Annotated in this window: 20 protein-coding genes; 15 read left to right on the top strand and 5 right to left on the bottom strand. The window is 62.8% G+C overall.

The annotated features are described in order from the left end of the window. Positions 1–75: 75 nt before the first annotated feature. Genes ACPYN4_RS08875 through ACPYN4_RS08850 form a run of 6 tightly spaced genes read left to right on the top strand, consistent with a single transcriptional unit; the run spans position 76 to position 5,192 of the window. Positions 76–1,122 (top strand): ABC transporter substrate-binding protein, encoded by a 1,047-nt coding sequence (locus ACPYN4_RS08875; RefSeq protein ID WP_424446163.1) that lies wholly within the window; start codon positions 76–78, stop codon positions 1,120–1,122. Then, positions 1,119–1,892, top strand: a complete 774-nt coding sequence (locus tag ACPYN4_RS08870) for a glutamine amidotransferase (RefSeq protein ID WP_424446162.1) — start codon at positions 1,119–1,121, stop codon at positions 1,890–1,892. Before ACPYN4_RS08875 ends, ACPYN4_RS08870 begins: the two co-directional genes overlap by 4 nt. Next, the gene (locus ACPYN4_RS08865) at positions 1,889–2,563 is read left to right on the top strand and encodes a M24 family metallopeptidase (RefSeq protein ID WP_424446161.1); all 675 of its coding nucleotides are present in this window, start codon (positions 1,889–1,891) and stop codon (positions 2,561–2,563) included. Before ACPYN4_RS08870 ends, ACPYN4_RS08865 begins: the two co-directional genes overlap by 4 nt. Next, entirely contained in the window at positions 2,560–3,357 is a 798-nt protein-coding gene (locus ACPYN4_RS08860) for an ABC transporter ATP-binding protein (protein WP_424446160.1), read from the top strand. Before ACPYN4_RS08865 ends, ACPYN4_RS08860 begins: the two co-directional genes overlap by 4 nt. Continuing rightward, positions 3,354–4,181, top strand: coding sequence for an ABC transporter permease (locus tag ACPYN4_RS08855; protein ID WP_424446159.1), 828 nt, complete (start codon positions 3,354–3,356; stop codon positions 4,179–4,181). Before ACPYN4_RS08860 ends, ACPYN4_RS08855 begins: the two co-directional genes overlap by 4 nt. Before the next feature lie 9 nt (positions 4,182–4,190). After that, positions 4,191–5,192, top strand: coding sequence for a LacI family DNA-binding transcriptional regulator (locus ACPYN4_RS08850; protein ID WP_424446158.1), 1,002 nt, complete (start codon positions 4,191–4,193; stop codon positions 5,190–5,192). Positions 5,193–5,194: 2 nt separating this feature from the next. Here the strand turns inward: ACPYN4_RS08850 and ACPYN4_RS08845 are convergent, their stop codons facing one another. After that, positions 5,195–6,382, bottom strand: coding sequence for a M20 family metallopeptidase (locus tag ACPYN4_RS08845; protein WP_424446157.1), 1,188 nt, complete (start codon positions 6,380–6,382; stop codon positions 5,195–5,197). Further along, complete coding sequence (locus tag ACPYN4_RS08840) at positions 6,276–7,118, bottom strand: nitrilase family protein (protein ID WP_424446156.1); 843 nt, start codon at positions 7,116–7,118, stop codon at positions 6,276–6,278. Before ACPYN4_RS08840 ends, ACPYN4_RS08845 begins: the two co-directional genes overlap by 107 nt. Before the next feature lie 113 nt (positions 7,119–7,231). On the opposite strand from ACPYN4_RS08840, the gene ACPYN4_RS08835 reads away from it, so the two are divergent. From ACPYN4_RS08835 to ACPYN4_RS08805, 7 genes are all read left to right on the top strand, one after another. After that, on the top strand, positions 7,232–8,128 hold the full coding sequence (locus ACPYN4_RS08835) for a GntR family transcriptional regulator (RefSeq protein WP_424446155.1): 897 nt from the start codon (positions 7,232–7,234) through the stop codon (positions 8,126–8,128). Positions 8,129–8,233: 105 nt separating this feature from the next. Beyond that, positions 8,234–9,226: a sugar ABC transporter substrate-binding protein gene (locus tag ACPYN4_RS08830; protein WP_424446154.1), complete on the top strand. Its 993-nt coding sequence runs from the start codon at positions 8,234–8,236 to the stop codon at positions 9,224–9,226. Between the two features lie 36 nt (positions 9,227–9,262). Then, positions 9,263–10,330, top strand: coding sequence for an ADP-ribosylglycohydrolase family protein (locus ACPYN4_RS08825; protein WP_424446153.1), 1,068 nt, complete (start codon positions 9,263–9,265; stop codon positions 10,328–10,330). After that, positions 10,327–11,331 (top strand): hypothetical protein, encoded by a 1,005-nt coding sequence (locus tag ACPYN4_RS08820; RefSeq protein WP_424446152.1) that lies wholly within the window; start codon positions 10,327–10,329, stop codon positions 11,329–11,331. The genes ACPYN4_RS08825 and ACPYN4_RS08820 overlap by 4 nt, the downstream gene beginning before the upstream one ends. 5 nt (positions 11,332–11,336) lie before the next feature. Further along, a complete protein-coding gene (locus ACPYN4_RS08815) occupies positions 11,337–12,314 on the top strand; it encodes a carbohydrate kinase family protein (RefSeq protein ID WP_424446151.1) in 978 nt (325 codons plus the stop codon). Further along, positions 12,311–13,321: an ABC transporter permease gene (locus ACPYN4_RS08810; protein ID WP_424446150.1), complete on the top strand. Its 1,011-nt coding sequence runs from the start codon at positions 12,311–12,313 to the stop codon at positions 13,319–13,321. The genes ACPYN4_RS08815 and ACPYN4_RS08810 overlap by 4 nt, the downstream gene beginning before the upstream one ends. Next, the gene (locus ACPYN4_RS08805) at positions 13,318–14,103 is read left to right on the top strand and encodes an ATP-binding cassette domain-containing protein (RefSeq protein ID WP_424446149.1); all 786 of its coding nucleotides are present in this window, start codon (positions 13,318–13,320) and stop codon (positions 14,101–14,103) included. Before ACPYN4_RS08810 ends, ACPYN4_RS08805 begins: the two co-directional genes overlap by 4 nt. Before the next feature lie 193 nt (positions 14,104–14,296). Here the strand turns inward: ACPYN4_RS08805 and ACPYN4_RS08800 are convergent, their stop codons facing one another. Then, complete coding sequence (locus ACPYN4_RS08800) at positions 14,297–15,394, bottom strand: AIR synthase related protein (RefSeq protein WP_424446148.1); 1,098 nt, start codon at positions 15,392–15,394, stop codon at positions 14,297–14,299. 630 nt (positions 15,395–16,024) lie between these two features. Between ACPYN4_RS08800 and ACPYN4_RS08795 the strand changes: the two genes are divergently transcribed. Then, entirely contained in the window at positions 16,025–16,273 is a 249-nt protein-coding gene (locus tag ACPYN4_RS08795; protein WP_424446147.1) for a hypothetical protein, read from the top strand. Between the two features lie 21 nt (positions 16,274–16,294). Here ACPYN4_RS08795 and ACPYN4_RS08790 read toward each other — a convergent pair whose 3' ends face one another. Both ACPYN4_RS08790 and ACPYN4_RS08785 read right to left on the bottom strand, forming a co-directional pair. Next, entirely contained in the window at positions 16,295–16,687 is a 393-nt protein-coding gene (locus ACPYN4_RS08790) for a type II toxin-antitoxin system VapC family toxin (protein WP_424446146.1), read from the bottom strand. After that, positions 16,675–16,932 (bottom strand): type II toxin-antitoxin system Phd/YefM family antitoxin, encoded by a 258-nt coding sequence (locus ACPYN4_RS08785; RefSeq protein WP_076689429.1) that lies wholly within the window; start codon positions 16,930–16,932, stop codon positions 16,675–16,677. Before ACPYN4_RS08785 ends, ACPYN4_RS08790 begins: the two co-directional genes overlap by 13 nt. 116 nt (positions 16,933–17,048) lie before the next feature. Here ACPYN4_RS08785 and ACPYN4_RS08780 point away from each other — a divergent pair, with 116 nt between their 5' ends. Continuing rightward, complete coding sequence (locus tag ACPYN4_RS08780) at positions 17,049–17,402, top strand: hypothetical protein (protein ID WP_315551172.1); 354 nt, start codon at positions 17,049–17,051, stop codon at positions 17,400–17,402. The last annotated feature ends 132 nt before the right edge of the window (positions 17,403–17,534 follow it).

Below are 17,534 nucleotides of genomic sequence, written 5' to 3'. Positions count from 1 at the left end.
ATCGGACTGCTTTAATCGGGTAATCGATTACCCGGCGGACGGACTCCCGAGCCGCCCCGTTGAAGGGACATCACCATGACACAAGCCACGACCGGCCGCCGCTCCCGCCGCCGAGTGCTGCGCGTCGCCGCCATAGTTGGCAGCTTCGCTGTAGTTGCCGGACTTGCCGCGTGCTCGTCCGAGACGGATGAACCGGGTGATGACGCCTTGACGTCGATCAGGTTCGTGCAGGAGTGGCCGGTACCAGATGGCTTCTGGATTCCCTGGGTCGTGGCGAAGGATCAGGGGTTCTACGAAGAGGCCGGCCTTGATGTCGACATCATGACACCGCCGAACGTGGCTGCCACGATGCAATATCTGGGCACGGACGAAGCCGACATTGCGTTCACAACGAGTGTCGATATCGTGACGGCTCGGTCTCAGGGCGTCCCTGTGGTGGGGATCGGGGCGTACGGCACGAGCAACAACTGGGGTCTCATTAGCAAGACGAGCGAGCCGATCGACCCTGCTGATCTCGAGGGCAAGCTCATCGGCACCTATAACGACGCATGGTCTAACGCGCAGCTCTCGATGATGTTGGCTTCTGTCGGCAAGACCATTAGCGATGTCACGCTCGTCACCGCAGATTCCAGCACCGTCCCGCTCTTGGTCGAAGACCAGGTAGACGTCATCACCGGCATCACGAACGCCGAAGGCAGCGAACTCGAGTCTCTTGGCGTCACGGACTACTCGATTGCGTTTTCGAAGGATTTCGGTGCGCCCGATGCGCCTGTCCTGATGCTTGCCGCGAACGAGGAATGGCTGTCCGGCAACCTCGAGTCTGCGCAGTCGTTCATGGAAGCGACGATCAAGGGTCTCAACTACGCGCGTAACAACCCCGAGGAAGCCATCCAGATCTTCATGGACACGTACCCGGACGCGCAGACGCTCGAGTTCACGCAGCTGCAATGGGCCGCCACGGCGGCGTTGTTCGGCGACGAGGGCGAGGAAGTTACCGCGGCAAAGCTGGAGCAGTCTGCGGATGTGTGGCAGAACCTGGTGGACGTTTCCGTTGAATTCGATCTCATCGACGAGGCCATTCCCGTCGAGGAGCTCTTCACGAACGAGGCATTGACGAAATGACGCACAACCGCACCATCCTCCTTGCAGGTGAATCGTGGAGCACTACCTCGGTCCACACGAAAGGATTCGACACCTTCCACACGACCTCCTATGAGGAAGGAGCTTGGCCATTCATTCGGTCACTCGAAAAAAGAGGATGGACGGTCGAGTTTCAGCCCAACCATGTCGCTTCCCTCGACTTCCCCTACACGGCCGCCGAGCTCGACAAGTATGACGTCGTGGTGCTCAGTGATATCGGCGCGAACACCTTGTTGCTGACTCAGTCCGTCTTCACCCAGGGCAAGCCGGCGAGGAGTAACCGTCTACGTGTCCTCGCGGAGTGGGTACGGGCCGGCGGGGCGTTGCTGATGGTCGGCGGATACCTCTCCTTCCAGGGAATCGAGGCGAAAGCCAACTATCGATCAACGCCGCTCGCGGATGTCCTTCCCGTGCTCATGGAGGTTGGCGATGATCGCGAGGAGGTGCCGGAGGGTGTTCGTCCTCTATCCGCGGGGTCGCACGACGTCACGGCTGGTCTGGCCGGCGAGTGGCCAGCAATTCTCGGATACCAGCGGTTCACGGCTCGTGAGGGCGCTGAGGTCGTCGCGACGGCCGGCGATCACCCGCTCGTCGTGGTGGGGGAGGCCGGCGAGGGGCGAGTCGCCGCAGTCGCCACCGATATGGGCCCGCACTGGCTGCCCGCTGACTTCATCGCATGGGACGGCTATGGACAGTTGTGGGATCAGCTGATCGGGTGGCTTGCTGACAGTGGAACCAGGGAGGAAGCGTGAACGTGGACCTGTCTCTGGCGGACGAACCCCCTGAGGGTCTCGTCCGTGCGCAGCGGCTCGCCATCCAGGTTGCGGAGGAGTTCGCAGAGTCTGTCCAACCCGGCATGACGGAGTGGGAGACCCACGACGCAATCGACGCCCGAGTCATTGAACTTGGTGGCATCGGCGTTTGGACTCCGACGGTTGTGGGTTTCGGCATCGGCACGCTCAGTTGTTTTCCGACGGACGTACCCTCTAGTCGGCCACTGTGGAACATCGACCTTGGCACCATTGATGTCCACCCCATAACCCAGGACGGGTGGTGGGGGGACTGCACGCGCACGCTCATCCGCGGCGGGAACGTTCCGCAGCAGCAGGCGCTGAATGCAGTTGAGGGCATCCACGAGGGGTTGCTCGCGTCCGCTCGCGCTGGAATGCGCGCCTGCGATTGGTATGCCGAGTTTCGGTCAGCGCTTGAGCCCACGGGGCTCGTGCTGCTTGACCGCCTGGGTAATATCGGCCACTCCCTGACTCAGGATTCGTCCTATGACCTCGGCTACATCGACGCGTACAACACCACGGTAATGACCGGGGCCTGGGCGGTGGAGCCGTTCATCGGCAACCACCTGTATGGAGTCAAGCGCGAAGACGTCGTCTGGTTTGGTCCTTCAAAGGTGACAGTCATCTCATGACGGAGACAACCCATTCACCCAAGGTCGAGCTGAGCCACGTCTCACAGCGCTTCGGAGAAACAGAGGCCCTTGCACCGACGAACCTCACCATTCGCCGCGGCGAGTTCGTCTCAGTCATTGGCCCTAGCGGCTGCGGGAAGACAACCCTCTTCAACATTCTTTCCGGGATCCTCACGCCCACCTCTGGAGCAGTGCGAATCGACGGTGAGGACACCACCGGCAAGCCGGGTCATGTGGGCTACATGCTGCAGAAGGACTTGCTAGTTCCCTCGCTGAGCGCCCTCGAGAACATCACCCTCGGTGCACGCCTGCACGGACGCGTCACATCGGAGCAGCGCAAGGAAGCGGCAGAGCTGGCACGGCACTATGGGCTGGGAGCCTTCCTCAATCACTTCCCTCACGCGATGAGCGGCGGAATGCGCCAACGCGTGGCCCTCATGCGCACGCTCGCGTTCGCCAAAGACGTCATGCTTCTCGACGAACCGTTCGGAGCGTTGGACAGCCAGACACGGCTCGACATGCAGCAGTGGCTGCTGCGTGTCTGGGCCGAGACGGGTTCTACCGTCCTGTTCGTCACTCATGACATCGATGAAGCCGTCTTCCTCGCCGACAGGGTCGTCGTAATGTCGCCGCGGCCGGGCCGGATCAGCGAGATCCTCGACGTGAATCTGGAACGTCCGCGCGGGGTCGACATGCTCACCACGGAGGCGTTTATGTCGCTCAAGAAGCGTGCGCTCGACCTCATCTACGGGCGAACTCGCGGCAACCTGGACACGGAAGCAGTGAACCCATGAGCGTCAACGCCGAGCTTCCTCGCAGCAGTTCACGACGCTGGGTGACCATCGTCACTCCGATCCTCTCCATCGCGGGACTAGTGCTGATATGGGATCTGGCCGTCCGGATCTTCGGCATTCCGAAGTTCGTGCTCCCCTCGCCGGGCGAGGCCTTCGCCGCCATCATCACCGACTGGGACGCGATCAGCCGCGGGATCGTGGCGACCGCGCAAGTGTTCGTACTCGGATTCATCATCGGGGCGGCCCTTGGGTTCATCCTCGCGATCGTGATGTCGTCGTCGAAGATCCTGTTCAGGTTCCTGTACCCGATCATGATCGTAAGTCAGGCCATCCCAGTCGTCGCTATTGGGGCGGCATTGGTGATCTGGCTCGGGTTTGGGCTTGCGCCGAAGCTCGTAGTCGTGGCGATGATCGTGTTCTTCCCGGTCCTCGTCAACGTCCTGGACGGACTGCGTTCAGTCGATACCGACAGCATCAACCTTGCCCGTGCCATGGGCGCTTCGCGGTGGAGAACATTCCGGGTCATCAAACTACCCGCGACACTGACGCCCCTCTTCTCAGCGTTGAAGATGTCTGCGACCTTCTCCGTGACTGGAGCAATCTTGGCGGAGTCGCTCGCATCAACGACAGGGGGCCTGGGCGTCTACCTATCCACGATGCAGGGTCGATTCAACACCCCTGGCGTTTTCGCGGCCATCATCGTGCTCGCTTCTATCGGACTGCTTGCGTTCCTTCTGATCTCGCTCTGGGAGTCGGCGGCGACGCCGTGGCGTCGGACGAGCGTCGTGCCGAAACGTCGGCGGTACCAAGATGCTCCGACCTAGACTGACTAGATGAGCAGGCGTCCTACCGTCAAGGATGTGGCCGAGGCGGCGGGGGTGTCCGTTGCAACCGTTTCGCGTGCACTCTCGGGCGCTCGTGTTGTCCGGCCAGAGCTTCGAGAAGTGGTCGTCCGAACTGCCGAGAACCTGGGCTACCGGCCGCATTCAATCGCGCGCGCCCTGCGTCGCTCGCGTACGGGAGCCATAGGAATGGTCGTCCCCAAAATCGAGAACCCGTTCTTCCCTCAGCTCGTGGGACACGCGGATCGGGTGCTGCAAGAGCACGATCTTGCGTTGCTGTTGTGCAGCTCCGATGACGATCCCAAAAACGAAGCCAAACGGATCTCCATCCTCGCCGAACGTCAGATTGATGGCCTGCTCATCAGCCCGTGCTCTCAATCAGCTAGCGCCGCCGCATTGATCGACGCGACGACGCGGATGCCCGTCGTACAGTTCGATCAGCGGGTGCCGTCCGTGCGTTCCCCCTTTGTCGGAGTGGACGACGCGGCAGGCATCGCGGCCGTCACTTCGCACCTGGTTGCGACTCATCGGCGTCGTGTGGCCTTCATCGGGGCGGACACAGACAATTGGTCCGGTGGAAGACGTCGCGAGGGTTTCGAGACGTGGGCACGCTCGATGGATCCGAGTGCATTGGGCCGGATGGAATCCGGTGACTTCTCGCGAGAGTTTGGGCTCCAGGCGGCGAAACGGCTCCTTTCCGCCGACGGGGACATTGACGCTATCGTTTGCGCCAACGACCTCTTGGCTCTAGGTGCCCTCGATGCCGCTACTGAGCTAGCGATCGACGTGCCGAGCCGACTCGCTATCACTGGCTTCGATGACATCAATATCGCGACGGTTTCCCGTCCCACACTGACAACAGTCCGTCAGCCAGTCGCGGAGATCGTTGAGACGGCGATCGATATCCTGCTCCGCGCAATTAACGGCGACGAAGACGAGTTGCCTGACGTGCTACTTCCTGTGGAGCTGGTCATCCGGGGCAGTGCGCCGTGACCTCAGCGAAGAGCCTTCCTATCCCAAGCATCGAGCAGCTCGTCGTAGATCGACACAGCTTGCTCCAGGAGAACCACCGACACTGATTCGTTCGTGGTGTGGGGTTGGTCGGGATCACCGGGTCCGACGATATAGCTACGACAGAGGCTTGGGTCTAGCACAGCGGCATCGGTGAAGTAGGACACGCCATGGGCCTCATCCCTCCGGCCGGTAACGCCTCTAACCACGTCCGCTATCGCTCGGGTGACCGAGGAGTCCGCGGGCGACCACACCGCGGGCAGTTCCAGCACAGTATCGACTTGACCGAACTTTGCTAGCACCGCGCGCACCGGCTCCGATGGTGCCCCCGGGACCGGGCGCACATCAACAGTCATTCGTGCGTCATCGGGTACCAGGTTGGTCTGACTGCCCCCGCTGATGGTGCCGACGCTAATTGTGCGAGCGCCGAGCTCAGAGTGCAAAGCTCCCGGTCCTACTCCCCGAAGAGCGGTGATTGCGTCCGCCAGCGGTTCAATCGCGTTGATGCCGAGCTCAGGCCTCGATCCGTGAGCGGACAAGCCTGTCGTCGCCAGCTCAAACCATGTCGCGCCCTTGTGTCCGAGGCGGACAGCGTTCGCAGTGGACTCGCCGATGATGAGAATGGCCGGAGGCTGCATGAGTCCGGCTTTGCGAACAGATTGCGCTCCGCCACAACCCGTTTCTTCGCCGGCTGTTAGGACCACGGTGAACCCGCGCGAGTTGCGGCGCGCGGCTGCCGTAGCGGCGAGAATAATCGCTGCCACGCCACCCTTCATGTCGCTGCTGCCACGACCGACAAGGCGGGCGCCATCCTGATACGCGGACAGCGCGCCGTGCCTCCACTCGGCGCCACCATAGGGCACCGTGTCGACGTGCCCCGAAAGGACGAATGGGCCGCCGCCATTCCACTTAGCCACCAGGCTCGACCGCTCAGGAAGCCATGGGACGGTTTCGACGTCGAACCCGGCGTGAGCCAGTATTGGGGCCAGCAGACGGATCGCCTCCGCTTCGCTGTGCCCTGCGGTGTCAATGCGGATCAACTGCGAAGTCAGGTCGACTACGGATTCAGTCATGCGATGCCGAAAGGAGGTAAGCGTCCATCCGTCGGTCTTTGACCGGGTTGTTGAACTGTCCCCAGCCTCGGCTTCGGCGAGCGTCAGATAGGTCGACATCTGCCAAGAGCAGCTCGGGAGCGGTTGGGCTCGCGGGACCGGCAAGTGGCCAGCCGGTGTGCGAGACGATAAGGCTCTGCCCGATGAACTCCTGGCCTCGCTCGACACCCACACGGTCCGCCGCGGCGATCACGACGCCGTTGCTGTGAGCGGACGCCATTGACAGGATCGTCGCCATCGCCGGTTGCCCTTCCTGCTGTCCGGGGATGGGGACCCAATTCGTCGGAACGCAGACTAGGTCTGCGCCCGCTAAGACGAGCGAGCGGTAGCTTTCGCCGAACCAGCCGTCGTAGCAGATCATCATTCCGACCCGACCGATCTTCGTGCGCACCACGGGGAAGCCGACGTTGCCGGGTTCGAAGTAGAGGGCTTCCTCGTCCCACAGATGTACTTTTCGGTACACCGTGTGGGTGCCGTCTGGGAGGCACATGATGCTGGCGTTGTACAGCGCTGCGCCGTCGCGCTCGGGAAAGCCGGCGACAACGATGATGTCCAGCCGAGCGGCTAGTTCCTTCCATGCCGACGTGGCCGGCCCTAGACCGGGGACTTCGGCCAGGTCGAACGCCTCTTCGCGTGAACCCATCATGTAACCGGAACTCACCAGCTCAGGAAGTACCACGAGGCTTGCGCCTGATGAAGCTGCACTCTCGATCACATCGGAGGTGGTCCGAATGTTGGCGGGTACATCGCCGAACACGGGCTCGACCTGACCGGCGGCGATGATGATTTGGGTCATGAGGGGCCTCCGCGGCTAGGTAATCGATTGCCGGTAGTTTGCCACGATGTTCGATCCACGATCGATGAATTCACAACCATGAAACATCAGGCATCGAAAATGTCCTTAGGCGGATGAATCGGCGAGGGGCGCACATAGGTGACGCCTTCACGCGGCCAACTTCGGCTTGTCAGTCGTCTCATCATGCAACCCCAGTGCGCTTAGTGATCTCGACGGGGCGCTCAGGCGATCTCCTCATAATTCATCCTTGCCAACCCGAAGAGCTTGTACTTAGTATCCTGAGTATGAGAACTGGCTCCTCCCTGTACGCGACCCTCCGTGACGATCTGCAACGCCAGATCACATCAGGCCGACTCGTCGTCGGCAGCTGGTTGCCATCGGAAGCGGAGTTGCAGAGACAGTACGGAATCTCACAGTCGCCTGTCAGGCGCGCGTTGCGCGACTTGGAGCAACTCGGGTTGATCTCTCGACACCAGGGCCGTGGCTCGGTTGTGCGGAGTCGCGAATTGTCAGCCGCTAACCGGATGATCGGTCTCGGCACCGAGTTGCGCGAACGGGGTCACGTTGTCGAGTCGGTCTCGCTTGAGCCCGCTCGCCTTGAGACGGCGCCAGACCACGTTTGTCGTGAGCTGGAACTTGCCGAGGGATCGGTCGCATATCGCTTGCATCGCATGTTCCTAGTCGATGGGGAGCCATGCGTCGTGTTCATTCACTTCTTGTCCCCGGCAATTGGCGAAGGTCTCGGAGATGACCTCGACCGCGCATCGTCCTTGTACCAGTTCCTGAGTTCACGAGGGTTCGGTCCAACGGGGGCCAGGGAGACCATTAGCGCCGGGACACTCACGGGAGCGCAGGCCGCGGAACTGGACCTAGCTGCAGGCTCTGTGGCGCTCATCCGTCACCGAGTTGCATTCACCGCGGATTGGACGCCAGTCGAGTCGACGACCTATTGGGCGCGGGCTGACCGCTACTCAATGAACTTGGACATCCACGACCCATCACAAGGCTGACGGGTCGCTCGAAACCACTACCTCGCACCACCTTCACGCTGTACCGCGGTACCCCCGCGCCGTCACTTCGTCGACGCGGTCCAGCTTTGCCGAAAGGAACCGAGAGTGAATCAGCCCATCAAAACCCTGCGATCTGCCGCCCTAGCCGCAGTCGCATTGCTAGCTATGTCCGCCCTGACGGCGTGTGGAACCTCCACCCCTGCTGGCGAGGCGGGGGAGGAGCCAATCAAGATCGCCTTCATCGGCGAATCGTCCTCGACAGACGTGATTTGGTCCTACCGTGCGGATCGGATGCGTGAAGAGGCAGAGGAGCTGGGAGCTGAGTTCGTCGACCGCTACGCAGAGGGTGACTATGCCCTTCAAGCCCAGATGATTGACGAAGAGGTAGCTCGTGGTGTGGACGCCATCATCGCGCCATTCTTCGACCCGACCGTTGCCAACGACGCGATTCTGAACGCGTTGGAGCAAGGGGTGGCGGTGTACGCGCTTCTTGGGGCGCCGGATCTCCCGGAGGCCGACATGGCAAAGATTGCGGTTGCACTCACGGATTGGGGCGACGTAGGAGCCGAGCTCGCGAGTGTCGCGGCGGACTATGTCGACGACGGAGACACCGTGGTCTGGCCGGCGGAGGCGCCCGACGGCACGTACATTACTGACGCTGTCGCGGCATTCAAAGAGGAGATGGCAGGCGAGGGGAAGACCGTGACCGTCGACGTCATCGACGTAACCGGAGATCCAACAACGGCGTCCTCCAACATCCTCTCGTACCTCGTCGCCAACCCCGAGGTTTCAGCTCTGGCTACCTCCGGCGCAATTGCGATCGGTGCAGCCAACACGGCGATGACGCAGGGAAACCTCGACGCCGGGCGACCTCCGCTGTTCGGGCAGGTCGTGAATCCGTCGTCCGCGAACGGAATCTTGACGGGCTATATGCCGGCCGGAGTCAACCTCGAGCTGACCGAGTCCTCCTACGAAGCAGTTCGCACCGTGGTCGACATGGTCAAGACAGGCGAGGTCCCCGCCCCGGTGAACGTGCCACTGATCGTGGTCACGAAAGACAACCTCGAGGAAGTCGTTCCCGAAGCGCTTCGCGACTAGACGCCGAACCTCGGCGACAACCAGATCGGACCCGAAGTGACAATACATACAGATGACACCAGCGCACACAAAGATCGGGTCGCAGGCGGCCTAGCTGCCGCCCTGCTCGGCGACGCACTTGGCAGTGTCACCGAACAACTGACGGTCCGACAGGTCCGCGAACGATACGGACGTGTCACCACCTTGCTGGCACCCGCCGAGGGCACCTTCGCCGATGGCAGACAGCCCGGTGAGCTCACGGATGATGGACTCCTCACTCTGAGTATCCTCCGCGAGCTCACCGCCGGCTCGGGTGAAATCGAGCCTGACAATGTCGCCCGACTGCTCCTCGAGTGGGCGTCTGACCCGGAACTGCTGTCGCGCTTTGCTGGGCCATCGAGTCGGAAAGCCATCCTCCTGCTTCGCGGCGGAGCCACTCCCCGCGAAGCTGGAGCCCCGGACCCACTGACGAACGACCTTCGGACGTCAAACGGCGCAGCCATGAAGGTCGCGCCAGCTGGATGGGCCTCTCCCGGTGATTTAGTTCGCGCCGCCCGGACCGCAGCAAAGATCTGTGTAACCACTCACAACTCCGATATTGCGTATGCTGGCGCAGCCGCCGTCGCGGGAGCGGTGAGCGCCGCCATGAGCCCGAGTTCGGCAACGGACATCGCTCACGCGGCAGTTACAACCGCGCGGATCGGTAACGAGATCGCGCGCGGCCAGGCCATCGAGGTGCCGGGACCGTCCATCCCAGCACGCATCGAGCTTGCCTGCGATATCGCGACAGCCGGCGCCTCGATAGAAGTTCGAATCCGCCGGTTAGGGGAGATCTTTGGAAACGGCCTTCCGATAACTGAGGCAGTGCCGATGGCGATCGGGATGTTCGTCGCAATACCGGATGATCCGCTCGACCTCCTCCTCAAGGTCGTCAACCTGGGTGGCGACTCCGACACCGTGGCTGCGATCACAGGGGCAATCAGCGGCACCCACAAAGGGTTCGATGCTCTGCCTGCAGACATGGTCCGAACCCTCGAAGCGGCCAACCAGATTGATGTCCGCGCTGAAGCATCACTTTTCGTGGACGTGATCGCGCGTCGAAGGGCGAAGGAGTCTCTCGCATGAACGAAAACCCGGATGCCCCGGTGGGGCGATTCGCACTCCAATCGCCCCGGCTGCTCACGGCGACGCCCCGTGCCATCTTGAACATGGGGCCGCAAGCGCTGCTCGACGGTATCCGCATGTCGGAGGGGCGAACAATTACCGCCGTCGCCCGAGTGCGTGGCCCCAACGCATGCGATGGCGTTTCCAACATGGAGCTTTGCGCTGCGTTCGGCGCGGACATCGTTGCGCTCGGCCTCTACGACCCGCACAACCCGTACTTCCCCGGGTTGCCAAACAAGGTCCAACTCGAGCCCGACGACACCATACTCGCCCAGGTTCAGGCTGACCTCGGTCGTGGTTGGACGCTGAGGGAGGTACGAGAACTGGTCGGACGGCCGATCGCTGCCGCGCTCTATGGCACCGAAACAAGCTTTCCCGATCAGATGGAAGCCAGCTTCGTGAAGGCGGTCGCCACCGTCGAGAACGCTCGACTTCTCGCGGATCAAGGCGCAGACATCATCCAGGTCATGGATTGGCTGGCAGAACCGGACGTACTAGCCGACCGGATTCGTGACATCAAGCGTGAGGTCGGTGATCACGCAATTGTTGCCTTCGCGCGTCCCAACGGTTGGGGATTGTTCGGGAGTTTTGCGCCGCGAGAGGCCATCACTCCGACCGAGATCGCAACCCTCGCCCGCGCGGGCGCCCAGATCATCGAGATACCCGCGGTCGGGACCTTGCCGGGAACAACTCCGGAGCTCGTCGGCTCCTGGGTGAGCGCCATCCATGAGGCCGGGTCTCTCAGCAACCTTTGGATCGCGTCATCCCAGGAGGGCGCCGATACCGACACCATCCGGGCTATCGCCTGGGGATCGAAGCAGGCCGGCGCTGACATCATCACAATCAGTGACGTCGGTCTCACGGAGTCGGTCCCAGACCCCGAAAACATACTCGCTCTGAGCATCGCGATTCGGGGGCGACGGCACACCTACCGTCGCATGGCCTTCTCGACGCATCGATGAGCGACATGACCGTCGACCTGCTGCTCATCAACCCGTTCTTACATCCTGATCTCGTCGTCTATCCGAGCGGTCCGGGCTTGGTGGAGGGGCGGCTCGCCCCTGCGTACAAACAGGACATCCGCGCAGGAGGAGCGGCATACACAGGAAAGGTTGCTGCTCAATTTGGGCGGAGCGTGTCATACCTGGACTGGGTGGGCGACGACATGTTCGGCAATGTGACCATCGCGCAGCTTTCCGCGATGGGCCACGAAACGAGCGGGATCCATCGGTATACCGGCCAGCACATGGTCTGCGTGTCGGTGGCGGACTCCCGTAGCCAAGGCGCCACCATGGTCGCCACGTACCCACCGGATTGGCAACGGTCTTTCGCGGAGATATCTGACGGGATCCAAGGCGCGCCATCAGCCACGGACGCATACGTGTACTCGTGGTTCTGGTCCTTCGCCCACCCTGATCTGCAAGAGGCCCCTACAGCCGAACTCATGGCCGAGATTCACCGGCGACATGGCCGGACGGTGCTGGACCCGAACTGGAAGCCTGACGGGCCGCCACCGCCGCACGAACTGGCTGAGCTGCGGAAGTCTCTGCCCCTCGTCGACGTGCTACTGCCCAACACCCGCGACGCAAGCCTTCTGGTCGGTGATCATGACCCCCCAGAGCAGGTGCGACGTCTCCTGGGGTTGGGCCCCGCCGCTGTCGTGCTCACCGCTGGCGGCACCCGTGCGTACTGGGGGGAAGCGAACGATGGCCGTGTCTACTCGATCCCAACGCTGCAAGTCGACGTCATCGATACCACCGGAGCGGGCGACGCCTTCGGCGGAGCACTCGTCGGCGCGACGCGAGACCTGCCATCCAGTGTGGCGATCGCCTGCGCCACCGCTTCCCTCACCACCGCTGCTCTTCTGGGCGACGGACCACTACCGAACGACTCGCTTCGTACGCAGAGCGCGCAGCTGCTTGCCGAGATGGAGGAACACCGATGAGCGTGACAACAAGTCAACCTACGAAGAGATCGAACTCCAGAACGTGGCGCAGTCTCATCCCACAGAGCAATACCGCCATTTCCGCCGGCGTGCTTGTACTCGTTGTGATCGTGATGACCGTCGCAACCAACGGTCTCTTGCTGTCGCCCGCAACTCTGTCGGTTCTAGCTACCTTCGCGCCCGAGATTCTCCTGATCACGATTGCCATGGGCTTCGTCCTGCTGATCAAAGAGATTGACCTGTCGGTCGGGTCCATCTATGTCGTCTCGGCTGTCGTATTCGGGAGCACCTACAGTTCCCTGGGGGCGCCACTCTGGGTCTGCGCCCTCATCGCTATCGCAGCGGGCGGGGCGATGGGCATGATCAATGGTCTGCTCGTTGTGGGGACCGGCGTCACCGCCTTCATCGTCACTCTAGGCACCATGTGGGCATACCGAGGCCTCATGCTCGTGAGCGTCGGAGGTTCCAGCATCTCGGTGCGCCCGGACGACGGAGACCCGACCCTCGACATCCTCGCCGGCAACCCGTTCGGTATTCCGAACCAGGTGCTTTGGCTCATCGTGATCGTGGCCGTGCTGGTCTACCTGCGGAACAAGACGCGGCTAGGGGCCTGGATGCAAGCGACCGGCAGCAACGAACGGGCTGTGCGCATGATGGGCGTACCGGTCAAGAGAGTCCGAGTCTTCGTCTTCACCCTGTCAGGGGTCCTCTGCGGCATCGCCGGGGTCTTGCAAGTCGCCCACTCGAACCAAGCTGTCCCGCAATCCGGTGACGTCGTCATGCTCACAGCCCTCGCCGGAGCGATCATCGGCGGGGTCAGCCTCAACGGTGGTCGCGGCGGAGTTCTCGGGCCGCTGTTCGGCGGCCTTACCCTGCGAGTAATCGGCATCGGCCTGGTCATGATGGGTGTAATTGAGTACTGGACGAACGTGATCACCGCGGTCGCGGTCATCCTCACTGCATGGGCTTTCATGAGCTTCGACCGTTGGAGAGTAGGCCGGAAATGAACACGACAAGCACCACGGCGCCGGCAGTCATCAGTGCCCAAGGCGTGACCAAGAGCTTCGGTAACGTCCACGCACTCCAAGGAGTCGACCTCGAATTGGCGAGAGGAGAAGTGCTCGGCCTCATCGGCGACAACGGAGCGGGGAAGAGCACCCTCATCAAGATCCTCAGCGGTTTCGAGAGGCCGACGTCCGGCACCATCTCGCTAGATGGAGAACCGGTCACCTTGCGCAGCACTGCGGACGCCCGAAACGCCGGTATCGAAACGGTCTATCAGGAGCAGGCGCTGGCTGATGATGTGACTATCGCGCGCAATCTTTTCCTGGGGAAGGAGCTGAGGCGTGGGTTCGGCCCGATCAAGCCACTCGACGACCGACGAATGGCCACGGAAGCGCGTCGGATGCTCGACGATCTCCGGCTACGAGTCGGTGTCGACCAGGAAGCGCGGTACTGCTCGGGAGGTGAACGCCAAGGAGTCGCCATCGCTCGGGCGGTGTATTTCAACGCGAAGCTCGTGATCCTCGACGAGCCGACGAATGCCCTCGGGGTCGTCGCGGTCGAGCGAGTGCTCGAGCTTGTGGAGGAGCTCAAGTCCCGGGGAATCGCGTGCCTTTTCGTCTCGCACAACATCGATCACGTCTTCAGAGTTTGCGACCGCATCGCCATGTTTGTGCATGGAACAAAGGTGCTCGATTCACCCACCGAGCAGCTCACAGAACGCGCTGTTCTGGACATGTTGAACGACCGCAGCGGACAGCGGCTCCGCACTGACCCCTCCGAGTGACGCGGCAACGATTGATCTGGTTGGCAGCTCGGTGAGCTTGTTCACGCGTCGAAGTATCGGGTTGACCCATTTCGGGGCGGTCGCGCGAGAGATGCCCATCTCTTCGACCATGTGCGCGATCGGCCGGCTCTGGCAGCGTTCGATCATGTCCTAGCGTCCTCTGAATGAGAAACGTTCGTCGCCCGGTAGTACGTCAGCGCAGTTGCAGGTCGTTTGACTCGAACGTCACTCCCAATGGCTCCAGCACTACAGATCGAGGGCCTTCCTCCACCACTCCCGCCCTCCAGGCATCGAATCCGACGGCTTGGGCCGCCTCGATGAGCGCGTCGCTGCTGCCCGGAGCGCCGTACAAAGCAAAGCCCGCTCCCATGTTGAACGTGCTGTATGCGGTGCGTGTGTCGAGGTCCAGGGTGTCGCTCATGAAGCTGAACAGCGCCGGGACTGGGGGCAATGACGAGATGCGGTAGCGCAACGCGCGCTCGGGGCGCATGAGCTTGCGCAGGCCGTGCCCGGTGATGTGCGCGGCATAGGTGAGAGGCAGTCCCGCGTCGTAGACGCGCCGGATGAGGCGGGCGTAGATGTGACTGCGCGAGAGGACCGCCTCGCCGAATGTTTCGCCCGTGCTCAGCGTCGCGTCGTAGCCTGCACGCTCGGCCGTGCGCCGCGCGAACGAGGCACCGTTGGTGTGCAGGCCGTTGCTCTCGATTAGGACGATCTCGTCGCCGGCGCTTAGGCGCGAGCCCAGAAGAGGGCCGCGCCCGGCCGGGAAGCTACCTACGGAGCTGCCGGCAAGGTCGATTTCTCCATCGGCGACGATGCCGCCGAGCATGGGGGACTCGCCGCCGCCCCACACCGCCTCGCTGTCCTCGCACGCCTGCCGCCACCCCTCGACCAAACTCTCGAAGCGCCCGGACACTTCGTACCAGGAGGGCGTCCCGGTGGCGAAGTACGCGTTGACCACCGAAGGGAGCGCGCCCACACTGCAGACGTCGTTGACGATTGCGCTTACGGTGTCGTAGCCGACGTCCGCGAAGTGATCGACGCCGAGGGTCGCCTGCACGTCCGCGGCGATCGAGGATTTGGTGCCGAGGCATTCCATGACGAGGGCGAGGTGCACGCCGCCGATCTGGAACGTGAAGGCTGGCTCCCCCCTGGAGTCGTCGTCAACTGACACCCCCCTGGTTGCCGCGTACGACGAGGTGCTGAGGGCGGCGAGGATGGCCGCTCGCTTGCCTGCGTCGAGAATGTCGTAGTGCACGCCGGCGGCCTGATAGCTCTCGCGATCCGTCATGTCTGATCCCTTCGTCCGGGAAATGATATCGATTACCCGCTCGGTAGCAGGAGCAGCTGGGGCGCGAACGGATTCTTGTATCGACCACGACCGGGTTCAGGGATCGACCACGAACCGTGCGACCCCCGGAAGCTTGACGACGCCAGCTGACGTCGGATCGCACCTCTACACGGTTCATTGTTGAGCGAAAGCGAGCCGGGACGCGGAGGTGCCAATCTCAGGTTCGACTACTGGCAAAGTTCTTGGCAAAACGACGCGCTTAAAGAGTGTTCACGATCCCGCAATTTCGCGGGTGCGCTGGTTGCCGTCACGACAATCTGGGTGACATCGGACATGTGGATCTACTGGACAGGAACTGCGCGCAGCTTGTGCCCGACTTCTTCGTACGGTTCCGCGACGGATCGGCTGCGCTTGTCGACGTGAAGCCCCTTGCTCGCATCGAGCCCGATGATGCTGAAGCCTTCGACTGGACATCAGGATATTGGGGCGCATTGAGGCCGAATGCGAGCACGCTTTCGCCGAGTGCACGTGTGCCGCCGATATTTCAGACCAGTCGTGCAACCGTGACGCGTACGTCGGTGCGGACCTGAAATCGTCTGCATCTGCGGCTCCGCCCGGTTCGTCGATGAGATGCGCGCGGAGTATCGCACGTTGACACTCGGCGGCATCATCGCCCTCGCGCCAGGCGAGGTGGGCGGAGTTGTGTCGGAAGAGCAGAAAGCGGTGCTCGACGCACTGCACCTGCCGAAGATCGATCTGGCTGATCGCGTTCTCGTGGTCAACCCTGGCGGCTACATCGGTGAGTCGGCGAGCGGGGAGATCGCCCACGCACGAGCAGCCGGCAAGCCGGTCTCGTTCACCCACCGCGTCGGACAGTGATCCCAGTGCCTCGGCCGCGCGTCACGCGCGAATCTCGACGCCGGGCAGATCTCCGAAACGTGCTCTGGCATCCCGGGAGATGAGCAGGCGGCCCGACTGCCGGGCGTGTGCGGCGATGATGAGGTCATGCGCGCGCCGTGGGCGCCCGTGCTGCCTCACGTGATCGAGCAGCACGGCGTGCTCCTCGGCGGTCGACGTCGTGTAGGAGAGTACCTCGATCGCCTCCTCGACGTCGTCGACGAATCGTTCGCGCGCTGACCGGCGGTGCTCATCCGAGGCGAGCACGCCGTGACGGAGTTCGGCGAGGGTGATCGCTGCGATCGCGAGGTCGTCGGACTCAGCGATCTGCCAGACGCCGGTCCCGTGCCGATCGAGCTGGATGAGGGCGTTCGTGTCGAGGATCAGTCGCGCCACGGGTCCCCGTTGTCCGGGGTGAGTATGTCGCGGGCACTCTCCGCATCGGCGGCGAAGTCGTCATCGAGAGCCAGGTGTCCGGCGCGCCGCTGGAGAAAACTCCCGACGGTTCGGGCGGCAGCAGGCATGATCCGCGCGACGACGCGGCCATCGCGGACGATCGTGAACTCCTCGCCGTCGCGTTCGATCCGATCGAGCAACGCGGAGAACCCTCGGGAAGCGTCTCTCGCGGTGATGGTTGCCATGCCGCGATCATACCCCGATGTCAGACACGTCTGACAGGCATCGCGCTGGCGAGGATGCCAAGATGAACACAGCCGCGCGGGCCTTCGCGGGGCATCGGAGTCAGGAGGTACGGCAGATGGCTGGCACTCGACCTTTCGGGGTGACCCTCGTCGCGATCATCGCGTGGATCAACGGCGCGTGGGACATCCTCGTCGGGATCTTCTCGATCCTTCCCGGCGGCACGTCGATCTGGGCCGGGCCGTTCCTCATCGTGTTCGGCATCATCACGATCCTCGTGAGCCTCGGCCTGTTCGGCGGACGCAACTGGGCGCGCGTTCTGACGGCGATCCTCTTCGTGCTGAACCTTCTCGGCGCTGTCGCGCTGCTGTTCCAGGGCCAGATCTGGCAGGGCATCGGCGGGGCGGTCCTGCCGGTGATCGGTCTCGCGCTGCTGTTCTCGGAGCGCGCCAACGCGTTCTTCCGCAGCTGACGTAGCGGAGCCGCTGACGCAGTCGGCTCGACGCGTCAGGCGACGCGATACAGCAACTCCCCGTGAAGGACGGAGAACCAGCCGTCGTCAGCGGCGGCCCATTCGCGTGACGGCACTTCCGCCCGAACTCAG

Source organism: Microbacterium sp. CH-015, assembly GCF_049707015.1.
GTDB lineage: Bacteria > Actinomycetota > Actinomycetes > Actinomycetales > Microbacteriaceae > Microbacterium > Microbacterium aurum.
The sequence above is the reverse complement of the archived record's forward strand: the minus strand, read 5'-3'. Positions and strand labels throughout refer to the sequence as shown.